Here is a 15321-nt window from a genome sequence, read left to right as displayed (position 1 = left end):
ATGCAAAACTCTCAATTCATAATGACTTCCGCTTAGATACACCAATTACTGTCGATGGCAAACTGACTCTAAAAGTCGATAACCATTTTGCCAATCAAACACAACTCGTTACCGGGAAAGGGTTAACGATTGAAGCAAAATCCATTGAAAATCCAGTCCAAAGTGAATTAAGTTCCCAAAAAACACTGTTAAAAACCGAGTATTTACTTAATCGTGGTTTAATTGATGGCGTCAAAAATATTATTTTTGCTGATCAATTAGATAATCTTGGCAGTGGTAGAATTTATGGTGATCAATTAGCGATTCAATCACATACACTCAATAATCTCCTAGAAGCCGATCAATCCGCGACGATTGCAGCACGCGAACGGCTAGATCTCGGTGTAGGTACCTTAACTAATTACGATCATGCTCTGATTTTAAGTCAAGGCAATCTCTCTATCGGTGGTGCATTGGATGATCGTTATCATGCCACTGGACAAGCGACTTTTGTGGATAATGGTAGTGCAACGATTGAAGCGTTGGGAAATGGTAATATCAATACGCAACGCTTATGGAACCACGATTTGCATTTAATCACAGGAGAACATCACCAAGATCAGCGTATTAGTGAATATGCTCTTAATCATAAATCCCAGCGTTATTCAAGTCTGGAAGGATGGTTTGATCGTAATAACAATAGTCGTAGTGATCGTAATTCTTATTTTAATTTCTATGATGGTCGTCCACGTGTTGCTGGGCCTACTTGGGTACAATGGCATTTTAATCGTCATACAGTGACGACTACATTAGAACATCGTGATCCAGCCAAAATTCTGATTGCTGGCGATTTACGCTTGAATGGCGAAAATTTAGTGAATGATGTTTCACAAATCCATGTAGGAAATAGAATTCGCATGGGTGGGCGTATTTTTAATCAGAATGAGAAAAACCTTAATTTAAAAGGCAATGGTGTCCGTTTAGAAAATAAAGATTTAATTGGTGAAATTCATCGTCATGATGAAGGCGTTTGGTATACGATGGTCACTAAACGAAAACGCCATGGTATTGGCAAAAAAGTTTGGGCTAAATATGGCGATGATGATAAACCTTTTAGTCGAGATCTCCCTATTGAATACTTTAAATTCAAATTGGTTGATAATACGATTGGGCAAGCTATTCAACCAACAGGAACGGCGATTCGTCAGCAAACTATCGCACAACAAGCTGCATTAAGTAATTTACAAGTGGATTTCACTCAAAGTACGCCATTGAGTACAGTACCACACGTACGTGCAGTATTACCGAATCAATTATTGCCTCAAGCAAGTTTATATCGTTTAAATCTTGCCACTAACAGCCATGTATTAGTTGAAACTGATCCTCGCTTTACTAATAAACGCCAATGGTTAAGCTCAGATTATATGTTTGATGCACTACGTGCAGATCCACAAACCATGCTAAAACGTCTTGGTGATGGTTATTATGAACAACGTTTAGTCAATGAGCAGATTAATCAGCTGACGGGACAACGCTTCTTAGCTAATTACACTTCTGATTATGAACAATATAAAGCGTTAATGGATGCCGGCATTCGTTATGCGCAACGTTATCAACTTATTCCAGGTGTTGCATTAAGTGCTGCCCAAATGCAGGAATTAACCGAAGATATGGTATGGCTTGCACCACAAACTGTCACGTTAAAAAATGGTTCTCAACTTCAAGTGTTAGTTCCGCAGGTCTATCTCGTCAAACGTGATGTCGATGTTCAGCCAACAGGTGCTATTATTTCCGCTAAAGACATTGAGATAGATGTTGCTGGTGAAGTGAAAAATAGTGGAAGTATTGCTGGTCGAAATTTAACGCAGATTTCTGCACAAAACTTAGAAAATTATGGTGGCATCAGCGCTAACCAACTGAATTTCAATGTGACTAATCGTTTCTATCAACAAGGTGGTCGCTTAAGTGCGGATAGTCTTAATCTTGCAGCAGGCACTATTCAAATTGAAGGACGAATGAGCGAAGCAGCAGCAAATTCATACTATGCTCGTCGTCAATTAGATCAACAAGCCTTGTTAAAAGTGAGACAAGCTTTAATTTTGCAAAGTCAGGGTGATATTCAACTTAATGCTACACAACTTAGTGCAGGTTCAGCGTTATTACAAGCCAATGGAACATTGGATATTGGTACCGTTACAGAATCGGAACGTTCGCATTATGTGGCTAACGCTGAAAATTATTGGAAATTAGATCAACAACGAGAAATTGGTTCTACTTTTGATATTAAAGAAAATGCAATATTAAGCGGTAAAAATGGTGTCACTTTACGTGCGACTCAAGTAAATTCAGATGGAGACATTCTTGTTAATAGTGAACAAGGAAATATTCAGATCCAATCTGGTCGAGATAAAGAAAATCTCTCTTTTGCTACGAAGTATAAGGATAAAAGTTTACTTAGCAGTAGTATTACGACTATTAAACATGATCACCAATATGATTTAACGGAAGGTTCTCAATTAGCAGGCAATAATGTTCACCTGCTGGCAAATCAAGGCAAAGTTGCTGTTGAGGGCAGTATAATTGTTGCAGACAAAAATGTGACATTACAAGCTCAAGAACTTGATATTTCAGCGGCTAAAAATACTAGAAAAGAACATGATTTTTATGCAGAGAAAAAATCCGGTTTAATGAGTAGCGGCGGATTAGGTTTTACTATTGGTAGTCGTTCAGAAAAACATGATTACACTGATCATGAAACAACCCAATCCGATGCGCGCGCGACCATTGGTAGCTTAGGCGGTGATGTGACTTTAGTTGCTGGTCAACGGGCGACTATTTTAGGCACTGACTTAATTGCTCAACCTGACAAGACAATTGATATCACCGCAAAATCGCTTAAAGTGGAAGCGGGTAAAGATATTATCGAAAGTACAGAGCAGCACGAATTTAAACAATCTGGCTTAACGGTATCTTTATCAACGCCAACAACTGACATGGCAATGAAAGCGCGAGAAAGTCTGGCACGTAGTCAACAAGTGAAAGACAGTCGCTTAAAAGCTTTATATGAAATCAAAGCCGCACAAGAAGGCGCCATTGCCGCTCAAGAAGCAAAGAAAACTGTTGATGCAGTACAATCTGGACAAAAAGCGGACTTTAAAGTTTCCGTCAGTATTGGTTCAAACAAATCTTCATCTAGCAGTACAACCACACAAGTGTTACATCAAGGCAGTACTCTCAATGCCGGAAATATCAACCTCACTACTACCGCAGGTGATATTGACGTAGTGGGTTCAACCATTCAAGCGGCAAACAGTGCATCGCTAACGTCGGCAAAAGATATTCATCTCTCCTCTGCTCAAGATAGCACAAGCCAACGTAGTAATAATAAAAATAGCGGTTGGAGTGCAGGTGTTTTTGTCGGTTCAAGCGGTGGTAGTTATGGATTTGGCATAGAAGGTTCTGCTCAGATAGGTAAAGGCTATGAAAACAGCGATACGATAACACAACGTAATACGACAGTGACTGGTCAAACTGTGAACTTACGCAGTGGTGAAGATATGACCTTAAAAGGCGCCGTGGTTACAGGCGAAAAGGTGAATGTTGAGGTAGGCAAAAATTTAGTGATAGAAAGCCGCCAAGATAGCAACCACTATAACAGCCAACAAGTTCAAGCGGGTGTATCTGCATCAGTTGCGATTTATGGTAGTGGTTCCAATGTCAGTGCGAATATGAGCCTGAACAAAGCGAAACTCAATTATGCTCAAGTTGAAACGCAAAGCGGTATTCAAGCAGGTAAGACAGGCTTAAATGTCAATGTGGCCGGCAATACCCACTTAAAAGGCGCAGTGGTTGAAAGTCAAGCAAGCGCGGAAAACAATCAATTTACAACAGGTAGTTTAACCGCAGAATCGATAGCGAACCACAGTGAAGTGAAAGTCTCTTCAGCAGGCGGTGGGCTCTCTACCGACCCAACCCAAAATATTGCCAATGGCTTTGCAGCGGGATTAAGTGCATTAGGGAATATTCATCAACAAGACAGTAGCACCACACACAGTGCCATCGGTAGCAATATCCAACTTACTACCCAACAAGGTGAGATACCGACTACCCTATCTCGCGATACCGCAACCGCGAATGAACGCGTACAGAAAGCGGATATGGAGGAAGTGAAAGCTCGTCAAGAGATGGCACAGGTGATAGGCGATATTGCCAATAATGGCATTACCTTAGTCTTAAAACCAAAATTAGACGAGGCGAAACGCCAAAAAGATGAAGCGGAAGCCATTCTTAAAGAAGATAAAACCAATGCAGCCGCATTGGAACAAAAAAGGCTCGCCAATGACGTCATAAAAGAATATGGACAAGGTGGAAAAATTCAACTTGCAGTACGCGCGGTCACAGGTGTCTTACAAGGGATAGCGACAGGTGATGCAAGTCAAGCAGCGGTAGGTGGTTTATCGCCGTATATCAATCATCAAATCAAAGAAGCGACCACGGATAAAGATGGCAATGTCAATCTTGAAGCGAACCTAATGGCACACGCTTTATTGGGCGCCATTGAAGCCTATGCCACAGGCAACAATGCGGCAGCAGGGGCAGCGGGTGCGGTCAGTGGGGAGTTAGCGGCAAAACTCATCACAGAACAGCTTTACCAAAAATCACCAGAACAGCTTACCGAAGCGCAAAAACAAACAGTCTCGGCATTAAGCCAATTAGCGAGTGGATTAGCGGGCAGCTTGATTAGCGACAGCACCGCAGGGGCGATTAACTCGGCGGAGATTGGTAAACGTGCGGTTGAGAATAATAATCTTGCAACGGCGATAGGCAAAAAAGCCTTTCCTGTTGTAAGAAATATGGTTTGTACACAAAAATGTATTGATGTTTTAACTACTTTAGGTCTCAGTTCTGCACTTATCTTATCTCAATCAGAGATTGAAGAAGCAATAAATGCCGGAGTTGATCCAGCGAAAATTGCGAAATTAAGTGATGAACAAAGACGTTATATTAATGAACAAATCTTAAATAGCCCAAATTCGCATCTATTCCTTGGCGATAAAGTGTGGATCCCTAATGCAGATGGAGGATTTACCCCAGTAGATCCAAGCTTAGTGACAACGACATATGGCGGTAAGCAGATTATCGATCCACGAATCTTAATCACCCATACAGGAGGCATACAATATCCAGCAGATTATGAATTACCGACACATACTGGAGGAGATCAATTATCAGGTGTAGATAAAGGTTCTCATGTTTTACCAGGTAGTGAAATTCATGTTGGGGATTGGAAGGATAATGTTTTATTAGCTGTTCCTCCAAATTTGACCCCTGAAGGCGCTAAACGAGCTGGAGCTTTTAATGAAGCTAAAAGACGTTCTGGAATTCCGGTAAGTCAACAACCAAGCAGAACATACCCTAATGTGGACAGAAGAGGTAATACACAACCAGGATGGATATATGAATTTGATCTTCCTAAAGAAGGTGGAGGAGTAAAAAAGGTAATTATTAGAGATGATGCGAAAGGTCATTTTTTCGGAGAAAATGATCCTCAAAATAGAGGACCTCATTTTAATGATCAAAAAGGAGGGCATTATGATTACTGACAAATTTATAATAAGAAAAGCTGACAATATTTCATATCAAAATGAAATAGCTAAATTCTATCCTATGTATTTTCATCCTACTGAGAATATTTCTGCTATTAGTATTGAAAATATAAAAGTTAAAATATTATCAGAAGATAGGTATAAGCTACTATATTATGTTTGTCAAAAAATAGATAATCAAGTAACAAAAATAAAAGTTATGATTTGCTTATATCAGCAACCAAATACTAAATTTATTAAATATAAAGGGGGGTGGGGAATGTTAAAATCTCAATGTATTGATATTGATAAAATAGAGGATAAAAAAGAAATAGTACTTGAAAGAAATGGAATGTTGGATTTTATCCTAGAAGGAATAATTAATATTAAGGATGATTTTATTGTAAAAGGAATATTGGAAATTACAAATGTTATTTATTTTTTTTTAGGAAAAGAACAAGGAGTACAACCAAAGATAGAGAAACACGATGACTGGATTAATTATATGTTAGATATTGGAGGAAATGTTCTGTTTTTTTTAGGATTAGGATTGGAGGCCTCATGTGAACTTGTTATTATGAGAAAATCTAAAGATATTTTAGAATTATTTAAATAATAAAATTTTTAATATCTTTTTTGTTAAGAGAAAATATTTATTTTGGAGTTTGAATGAGTTAATGGGATATATAAAAATATTTATGAATGGACTCAAAATATGGAATATTAGAAAAATATAATAAAAGAGGAAAACATTTAGGTGAGTTTGATTATAAAACAGGAGAACAAATAAAAAGTGCAGATCCAACAAGGAGAATAGAACCATGATTGAAGTGGTTAGATATATAGAAGTTTTTGACAATACAACAGAAGAGTTAATAGGTTCATACGAAATAACATTACCTGATGAGGAAGCTATTTCTTATATCCAACCTGATGATGATGATGATTATGCAGTTTGTGGGTATGAACTAAATAAAAACCAAGTTATTAATTTAGGTGGGAAAAAAATTAGTGTCTTTCTATAATAACAAAGATGTATCATTTTTTGCAGCTTGTTATCAACAATAAATTAAAGCAAATTTAAGCCAACTGACCGAAGCCCAAAAACAAACGGTATCGGCATTAAGCCAGTTAGCGAGTGGCTTAGCGGGCGGTTTAATTAGCGACAGCACCGCTGGGGCGATTAACTCAGCGGAGATTGGAAAACGGGCGGTTGAGAATAATTTCCTCTCTGAAAAAGAGATTGCTATTTTAGACAAACTTGCTGAGAAGAAAGTATTAACGCCAGAAGATGTCGAACATATTACTAGCATAAAGATGAAAGATAAAGTCTCTGATGTTTTACTGACAAAATATCAGAAAGACCCAACATCATTAACACCTGAAGAGTATCAACAATTGAAGTATTGGGTTAATGAAGCGGCTAAATGGAATCCTAATGTTGCAACCAATATATGGAAGATGGACGTCACCGGGCCAACGATAGCTTATGCTAATCCAGCGTTAGATGAAAAATATGCCAGTGAAGCTAACCTTTATAACAGTTTAGATTATCGTTTTGGGAAATCGACTTTAGAGGGAATGGCATTACTGGGTAATAGTGGTAATACGATAGTTAAAGGCGTCACCACAGCCGAAACGTTAGCGAGAGCTATAAGTGATAGAGCCTTTATTACTGCTCTGCAAGCAGAGAATGCCATTGGAAAAGTCTCTCCTGCATTGCAATGGATAGGAAAACATCCGATAGCAAGTGAAACCCTAGTTGCCGGAACAGTTTCAACAGGATTTGATATTTATAATGACAAATTTACTCCTGAAGGGGCAATGATGAATTATGTTCTAAGTGGAATTACTGCCGGAAAGAGTCTATCAAAACAATTATCAATTAATACCATTTATCAAGGTATTGTATCTGCAAATGATAATACTAAAAATGATAAGGAAGTATTAGGAGATATAGCTAAAAAGAATTTTGCAACCTCAATTTCTGCTATCGTATCAGATATGGCTTTGAGAAAAGGTTTTACAGGATATAAGGTTGTTATTGGAAGCACTATTATGGATAACACAATAGAAAACATAAATATTGTTCCGCCATCAAATAAAAATAAAGAAGAGGAGTCAAAATAATGCTTAAGAAAATATTTTATACATTCTTTCTGTTTGTATTTTTGTATATTTCTCTTCTTATAGCCTATTGTTTACTTAGAATGATAGACTTTTTTTATACAGGTGACTTCATTTTTGAAAGAATAATTTTTTACAAAATATTTTTAAACTCACTGTTAGCAACTTTTTTAATGATTTTAACTGCAAAAATTGGAAGAATATTTGGGTTGAAATAATTATTTTTATCAACCCAAAATATTGCCAATGGCTTTGCAGCGGGATTAAGTGCATTAGGGAATATTCATCAACAAGACAGTAGCACCACCCACAGTGCCATCGGTAGCAATATCCAGCTTACTACCCAACAAGGTGAGATACCGACTACCCTATCCCGCGATACGGCAACCGCGAATGAACGCGTACAGAAAGCGGATATGGAGGAAGTGAAAGCTCGTCAAGAGATGGCACAGGTGATAGGCGATATTGCCAATAATGGCATTACCTTAGTCTTAAAACCAAAATTAGACGAGGCAGAGCGCCAAAAAGCTGAAGCGGAAGCGATATTAAGGGTGGATACGTCTAACCAGGCAGCGAAACAACAATTAGATGAAGCGAATAAGGTCTTAGACACTTATGGATTGGGTGGCAAGGTACAATTAGCAGTACGCGCAGTCACAGGAGTCTTACAAGGGATAGCGACAGGTGATGCAAGTCAAGCAGCGGTAGGCGGTTTATCGCCGTACATCAACCAAGAAATTAAAGAAGCGACCACAGATAAAGATGGCAATGTCAATCTTGAAGCGAACCTAATGGCACACGCTTTATTGGGTGCTATTGAAGCCTATGCCACAGGCAACAATGCCGCAGCAGGCGCTGCGGGTGCAGTGAGTGGTGAGTTAGCGGCAAAACTAATCACAGAACAGCTTTACCAAAAATCACCAGAACAGCTTACTGAAGCGCAAAAACAAACGGTATCGGCATTAAGCCAATTAGCGAGTGGCTTAGCGGGCGGTTTAATTAGCGACAGCACTGCTGGGGCGATTAACTCAGCGGAAATTGGTAAACGGGCGGTGGAGAATAATTTCCTCTCTGAAAAAGAGATTGCTATTTTATACGTTGTAGTAAACAGACTCACTCAGAAAAAATTGGCTTAATGGACAAAAGTGTGGGATTTTTTACCCATTAAGCCTTTATGATTACACGATATAAAACAAAAGGATGCTTCAAAACTTATAAGGATTTTACCGCAGCTAAACAATAGAAAAAACAACAACCCCATTCCCTTATCTAAAAAATTGAGTAACATATAGTGATGATATTGGAGAGATATCATTATTTCTAATAATTCAATTCAGAAAACACAACAGAGTAGTACAAAAATGCGTAAGATTTCAATTATTGGCGCTGGAGCTGTCGGCGTTGAGATAGCTAGTTTTATTCTTAATATGGGAGAGTGCAGTGAGGTTGTTTTAGTCGATCTAAATAAAGATCGCTGTAAAGGCGAACAAATGGATTTTAGCCACATGACTGCACTAACTTTTTCAAAAAATACTAAAATTATTAGCGGTGAATATGCTGATACAGCAGAGAGCGATATTATTGTGATTACTGCTGGAGCACAGATTAAAGTTGGACAAGATCGACTAGAGTTGGCACAAATTAATGCCAAAATTGGTGTTGATATTGCAAAGCAGCTAGAAAAATATTCACCAAATGCCATTCTGATTATTGTCACGAATCCTTGCGATATTGTGACGCATTTCATCACTTGTAATACTTCTTATCCAAGAGAGCGAGTTATTAGCGCAGGTTGCGTTGTTGATAGCGCTCGATTAATGAAATTGGTGGCAGATAAAGTACAAATTGATCCAAAAAATATTTTTGGTTTTATCCTAGGTGAACATGGTGCAAATAGTGTATTACCTTGGAGTTTAATGAATATCGCTGGACAAAAAGTGGAAGACTTTTGTGCGAATAATGGCTATCCAGTGATTAATCCAGCAGAGATTTTAGATGAAGTTAAACAAGAAGGTTTGAAAGTTTTTGGACTGAAATTAAATACCAATCATGGGATTGCAGCGAGCGTCTTTAGGATTATTCGTGCAATTAATATTAATGAATATTCTGTTTTACCAGTTGGTGCTGTACTAAATGGGGAATATGGTATTCGCAATATTGTGATTAGTGTACCGATGATTATTAATCGTGATGGCATCGGAAAAATTCCTAAGTATCGTTTTACCGATGAGGAATTGATTGACTTGCACCAAAGTGCCGCTAATTTACGCAAAATCGCAGAAGATGTAGCAGAAAAGACGGGGTTAAAAGTTAATTTGTAGATCTTAGGTTGTAATATATCGCCAATAATTGGGAAAACTCAGTTATTGGCTTTTTTATTAATATTTTTTAACCAATACCATAAAAAGTACGGAAGTTGACCGTACAAATTAAATTACTTATACTTTGAGCGGATTAAAAAAAGGAGAGTATTATGCCAACAATGAGCAGAATTGATATGAAAATTGATTTGGAAACCAAGTTATTGGCTGAACGAGCTGCGGCAGCTTGTGGGCAGAGTCTTAGCGCTTATTTATATAGCCTAATTCGTAAAGATGCACCACAAGTATTAGCAGAACAACAACAAATTATCATTACAAATCAGCAATATGATGCCTTTATACAAGTGTGTGAGCAAGAAGGTGATTGGGAGCCATCTGCTAAGTTAACGGCAGTAATGCAACAGATGGACGAGGATGGTTTTAAATGGCGTTAAATCATTTTTTTGAGTCTGTTGATAAGGATAAGCATCACTTAAAAGGCTTTAATTGTGGTCATGCCGATATGAATACTTTTTTAGCACGCTATGCAAGTAAAAATGCGCAGTTAGGTTTAAGTCGAACTTGGGTGTTAGCTGAACAAACAACGGATCACAATAAAGCAGCAGTAGCTGCTTATTATACGCTAGCGGTGCAATCTATTTGCCCAGAAAAACTGATTGATCAGGAGTTACCACGTTATCCAACACCAGTAACGTTATTAGCACGTTTAGCTGTTGATATTTCTTATCAAAAGCAGGGTTTAGGTACAAAAACATTGTTAGCTGCATTAGCACAAATTGTTCGTATGGCAGACAGAGGATTGCCCACTTATGCGTTAATCTTAGATGTATTAGATGAAAATGCTTTGGCGTTTTATCAACAATTTGCGTTTTTTCGCCCTTTAGATGACACGAACCGTAAATTGTTTGTGCCATTACGTGTAATTAGATCCTTATTAAATAGTAACCAATAATGTTTTAAGCCTTTTTCCAAGGCACATCAGTTTGCATAATTTTTTGATAGATCGGGCAAGTTTTATCATGAGCATTTGGTAAATAGCCACAACTCATCAAAAATTCATTGACGATCTCGCCACCGACAAATTTAAAATGACGCTTAAAAAGTTTTACCCATTCAGGTAATGGTTTTGGGTGATGATGATCTAACCATTGCTTAAAAGAGCCGAATTGTCGCTGTAATAACATAATCTGTTGTGCATTATAGATAGCAGCATTGATTTTAAAACGGTTGCGAATAATAGCTGGATTGCTTAATAAACGTTGCCGATCTTCATCGTTATAATTAGCAACTTTAGCAATTTCAAATTGATCATAAGCTTGGCGAAAACCAGTTTCTTTCTTTAGAATGGTTGTCCAACTCAAACCTGCTTGATTAATTTCTAAGACCAAACGTGCAAATAATTCATTATCATCATTAATCGGAAAACCGTAGTGGTGATCGTGGTAATGCTTATTGAAAGGATCTTGTCCCTCCGCTAATTGATTAACATAATCACAATAACTCATAGCCATTTATCCTTTGCTTGGGCGAATACGTTGCATAAACATTGGTAATTCATCAGTTAATACACGTTGTTGCATTAAATCTTTAATTGTCGCAGCTCGAAAAAGTGCTTTTTCGGCTTTTTCACCATGAAATAGGGAATTGACCGTATTTTGCCAATGGGCTAACCAAACTGAAAACATCTCTTCACTCATTGGTTGGCGATTATGCAGTTTGATATGTGCCAACATTGGGTTACCTTGATAGCTTTCGGTATCAAAAATATTACTTTCCCAAAAGCGATACATTTTTTCTAAATGGGCTTGCCAATGTTTGCCTTTAAGGTGATCAAACATATAACCAATACGAGGATCGGCACGAACGACTTGATAGAAAGAATTTACTAATAATTCAATATCTTCACGATTTTCGAGCAATTTGGTCATATGATTAATCCTCTTGTTTTTTTAGCAAAGAAAGTACAAACAATAATGAAGAACAAATGACTACTGATGGCCCGGCAGCAGTGTCATAGAATGCCGATAAAATTAGTCCGCCACTTACCGCAATCATACTAATTAAGATAGCAATAAATGCCATAGTTTCTGGTGTTCTAGCAAAACGGCGTGCAGTTGCCGCAGGAATAATTAATAAAGAGGTAATAATCAACGCGCCTACAAATTTCATACTTAAAGCAATCGTAATTGCGGTTAAGAGCATTAAAATAATGCGTGCTTTTTTAACATTAATACCTTCAATTTGTGCCAATTCAGGACTAACTGTTGCAGAAATTAAATTCTGCCAAGAGTAGCATAAAACGCTAAGTACCAAGACAACGCCAATTCCAATCCATAATAGATCTTGGTAGTTGATGGCAAGTAGGTCACCAAAGAGATAATTCATTAAATCAACACGCACACCGCCGATTAAGCCAATCATAACAACCCCAAGCGATAAGCTGGTATGGGCAATAATGCCGAGCAAAGTATCGACAGCAAAATGGGTATTATTTTCTAACCATACCAATAATAGCGCTAACACAATTATCAAAATAAGGATTGCTAAGTAAGGGTTTAAGTCCAATGCGATACCAAGTGCAATGCCTAGTAGTGCAGAATGTGACAACGTATCGCCAAAATAAGCCATTTTACGCCAAACGACAAATGCACCGAGTGGTGCAGTGATTAACGATAAAATCATGCCGGTTAGCCAAGCAGGGAAGATAATTTCAAACATAATCAGCCTTATTGTTGTTGATGTTGGCAATCAGGTGAACGATGTTGTTCAGAACAGCAAACATCACCATGTAAATTGTGTTTATGGTTATGATGGTGGGTATAAATAGCAACATTCTGTTCACGTTGATTGTTAAAGAAATCGATAAAATGTGGATGTGAACTAATCGAATCTGGCGCACCTTCACAGCATAGATGTTGATTAATACAAAGCACATGATCGGTTTTTGCCATCACTAAATGTAAATCGTGAGAAACCATTAAAACAGCACAATCAAAACGTTCACGCATTTGATTAATTAACTCATATAGCTCATTTTGTCCAACCACATCAACACCTTGCGTGGGTTCATCAAGCACCAATAGATTAGGTTTATTTAAAATTGCTCGCGCTAATAATACTCGCTGCATTTCGCCGCCAGACAATTTCTGCATACTATGATCTGCAAGATGGCTAATAGAAAGCAATTTAAGTGATTGTTCGATATCTTGTTTACTCGTTTTCGGTTTTAATGCTAAAAACTTACTGACAGTGATAGGAAAAGTTGCATCAAGATGAATTTTTTGCGGTACATAACCAATTTTGGTATTTGGTGCATAATGTACACTGCCTTGCTGCGGTGTAATTAATTTGAGTAAAACTTTTAATAAAGTTGATTTGCCACCGCCATTTGGCCCAACAATAGTGGTAATGGAACGAGGTTGAATGGATAGTGAGATATCTTGTAATGCTGTCTTATTATTGAACTGGACAGATATGTTTTTAAGCTCAACCAAAGGTGGTTGTGATAGTTGCATAATGAGAACACCTTTAAAAAAATCGGACTGTATTTTATGCAAATCGAGTATGGGATCAAATAATTTTTTCGATAATGCCGAAGATTTATTCATTCAAAAAAATTAATCAGTTAATTTGGGAATTTTTCGGCTAATATTATGTCTTACATGAGTTCTGAAAAAATGATTTTAGTTTTACCCATTTAGGTTATATTGAATGCAACATATTAAACTGGCAAGAGATCGCATAAAGAGAAAAATAACGATAAGAATTGTGCTTTTTGTGATCGCATTACTTTGCTTTTCATCAATAATTTATTTTTTACATCACCAAACCAAAACTCCAGAAACTAAAACAACTATTCCATCAACCAGTGTTGATGTGAATAAACCTGCTGGTACTGCTGAAGCAGAGAGTGATAAAACGGCAGAAACAGCAGAAAATAAGCAAACAGAAGAAAATAGCGCGCACGATAGTAAATCTACTACCGATGAAAATACACAAACAGATAGCGATAATAGTGAAAATTTTGATGATCAATTAACTGATGAACCTGTATTTAGTGATGATGAATTACCGGAAGATGCGAAAAGTGCATTAAATGAATTACTTGATGCGGCAGGTGAAGCATTACGCATCACTAATCAATTTGCTTATACCGTTGCAGATGGCGATAAATTGAATGATGTATTGGGTTCTAGTGGTTTAGATGTTGATGTTATCAATGAATTGTATGAATTAGATCCAACATTGAAAAATCTACAAACTGGGCAGCAATTCTACTGGATCCTATCGAAAGATGGTGATTTACAATATTTAAACTGGTTAGTTTCACGTAAAGAAGAACGTATTTATGAACGTCAAGCTGACGGTCATTTTGTGATGCAGGTGATCCAAAAGAAAAGTATTTGGAAAGAGGAAGTATTAAAAGGAGATATTGACGGTAATCTTTATACACATTTACGTGAGAATGGCTTGGATTCTAAGCAAATCTATCAACTTATTAACGCATTACAATGGCAAATCAGCCTAACGAAGTTACAAAAAGGCGATCGTTATGCGATTTTGGTTAACCGCGAATACCTTAATGATAAGCTGACTGGTCAAGGAAACGTGATTGGGATTCACATTATTAGTCGTGGTAAGAGTTATTATGCAATTCAAGCGGAAAATGGACGTTATTATAACAACCATGGTGAAACACTTGGCAAAGGTTTTTCTCGTTATCCAACACAACGTCAATACCGTATTTCTTCACCATTTAATCCGCGTCGTAAAAATCCTGTAACTGGACGTATTGCTCCACATAAAGGTGTTGATTTTTCTATGCCGACAGGAACACCAGTTATTGCACCAGCTGATGGAGTTGTGATGAAAGTTTCCTATCAGGCTGGTGGCGCAGGGCGTTATATAATGTTACGCCATGGTCGTGAATATCAAACGGTTTATATGCATTTAAGCAAACCATTAGTGAAACAAGGTCAATCAGTGAAGAAAGGGCAGCGGATTGCGCTATCTGGCAATACTGGTCGTTCAACAGGGCCGCATTTACATTATGAGTTTCATGTTAATGGGGTTGCTGTTAATCCAATGAAAGTGAAATTACCTGGTATGAATAACACGATGGCAAGCAAAGAACGACAACGTTTCTTAGCGCAGGCTAAAGTGGTACAAAATAAATTGCAGATGAAGGATTGATTTAGTTAATTATTTGAAAAAACTATATTTTGGAATCTTCAAAAACCTCTTCAATTTTGAAGAGGTTTTCAGACTGCTGACAAACATAAATTTTGTCACAAACTTCTATAAAATAG

Annotated in this window: 14 protein-coding genes and 1 pseudogene; 11 read left to right on the top strand and 4 right to left on the bottom strand. The window is 37.5% G+C overall.

Annotated elements, in window-relative coordinates; genetic code table 11:
• From QS62_RS10515 to QS62_RS10475, 10 genes and pseudogenes are all read left to right on the top strand, one after another.
• Positions 1-5582: hemagglutinin repeat-containing protein (locus tag QS62_RS10515; protein WP_197496300.1), on the top strand; the 5582-nt coding region annotated here is incomplete at its 5' end.
• Entirely contained in the window at positions 5572-6180 is a 609-nt protein-coding gene (locus tag QS62_RS10510) for a hypothetical protein (RefSeq protein ID WP_013747010.1), read from the top strand. The genes QS62_RS10515 and QS62_RS10510, both read left to right, overlap by 11 nt.
• An 86-nt stretch (positions 6181-6266) precedes the next feature.
• Entirely contained in the window at positions 6267-6389 is a 123-nt protein-coding gene (locus QS62_RS12240; RefSeq protein WP_013747009.1) for a colicin E3/pyocin S6 family cytotoxin, read from the top strand.
• Positions 6386-6589 carry a DUF7683 domain-containing protein gene (locus QS62_RS10505; protein WP_080734883.1) on the top strand — a complete coding sequence of 68 codons (204 nt, stop codon included), beginning with the start codon at positions 6386-6388 and terminating at the stop codon, positions 6587-6589. The genes QS62_RS12240 and QS62_RS10505 overlap by 4 nt, the downstream gene beginning before the upstream one ends.
• Positions 6590-6653: 64 nt before the next feature.
• Positions 6654-6797: pseudogene (locus QS62_RS12200) on the top strand (VENN motif pre-toxin domain-containing protein); the annotation flags it as partial.
• Positions 6798-6881: 84 nt separating this feature from the next.
• The gene (locus QS62_RS12160) at positions 6882-7694 is read left to right on the top strand and encodes a hypothetical protein (protein ID WP_066109919.1); all 813 of its coding nucleotides are present in this window, start codon (positions 6882-6884) and stop codon (positions 7692-7694) included.
• Positions 7695-8107: 413 nt separating this feature from the next.
• Positions 8108-8827, top strand: coding sequence for a VENN motif pre-toxin domain-containing protein (locus tag QS62_RS10490; protein WP_066109913.1), 720 nt, complete (start codon positions 8108-8110; stop codon positions 8825-8827).
• 225 nt (positions 8828-9052) lie between these two features.
• On the top strand, positions 9053-10012 hold the full coding sequence (locus tag QS62_RS10485) for a lactate/malate family dehydrogenase (RefSeq protein ID WP_066109910.1): 960 nt from the start codon (positions 9053-9055) through the stop codon (positions 10010-10012).
• A 152-nt stretch (positions 10013-10164) separates the two neighbouring features.
• Complete coding sequence (locus tag QS62_RS10480) at positions 10165-10446, top strand: type II toxin-antitoxin system TacA family antitoxin (protein WP_066109908.1); 282 nt, start codon at positions 10165-10167, stop codon at positions 10444-10446.
• A complete protein-coding gene (locus tag QS62_RS10475) occupies positions 10437-10964 on the top strand; it encodes a GNAT family N-acetyltransferase (RefSeq protein ID WP_066109904.1) in 528 nt (175 codons plus the stop codon). The genes QS62_RS10480 and QS62_RS10475 overlap by 10 nt, the downstream gene beginning before the upstream one ends.
• A gap of 4 nt (positions 10965-10968) precedes the next feature.
• Here QS62_RS10475 and QS62_RS10470 read toward each other — a convergent pair whose 3' ends face one another.
• Genes QS62_RS10470 through znuC form a run of 4 tightly spaced genes read right to left on the bottom strand, consistent with a single transcriptional unit; the run spans position 10969 to position 13527 of the window.
• Entirely contained in the window at positions 10969-11517 is a 549-nt protein-coding gene (locus QS62_RS10470) for a DNA-3-methyladenine glycosylase I (protein ID WP_066109922.1), read from the bottom strand.
• Between the two features lie 6 nt (positions 11518-11523).
• Complete coding sequence (locus tag QS62_RS10465) at positions 11524-11940, bottom strand: group III truncated hemoglobin (protein WP_066109901.1); 417 nt, start codon at positions 11938-11940, stop codon at positions 11524-11526.
• 4 nt (positions 11941-11944) lie between these two features.
• Positions 11945-12730 (bottom strand): zinc ABC transporter permease subunit ZnuB, encoded by a 786-nt coding sequence (gene znuB / locus QS62_RS10460; RefSeq protein WP_066109898.1) that lies wholly within the window; start codon positions 12728-12730, stop codon positions 11945-11947.
• Positions 12731-12738: 8 nt separating this feature from the next.
• A complete protein-coding gene (znuC, locus tag QS62_RS10455; protein WP_066109896.1) occupies positions 12739-13527 on the bottom strand; it encodes a zinc ABC transporter ATP-binding protein ZnuC in 789 nt (262 codons plus the stop codon).
• A gap of 196 nt (positions 13528-13723) precedes the next feature.
• Between znuC and mepM the strand changes: the two genes are divergently transcribed.
• The gene (gene mepM, locus QS62_RS10450; protein ID WP_066109893.1) at positions 13724-15205 is read left to right on the top strand and encodes a murein DD-endopeptidase MepM; all 1482 of its coding nucleotides are present in this window, start codon (positions 13724-13726) and stop codon (positions 15203-15205) included.
• Positions 15206-15321 lie beyond the last annotated feature (116 nt).

Origin of the sequence: Gallibacterium salpingitidis (assembly GCF_001678495.1) — a bacterium.
Taxonomy (GTDB): Bacteria; Pseudomonadota; Gammaproteobacteria; order Enterobacterales; family Pasteurellaceae; genus Gallibacterium; species Gallibacterium salpingitidis.
This window is presented reverse-complemented; position numbering and strand designations above follow the sequence as displayed.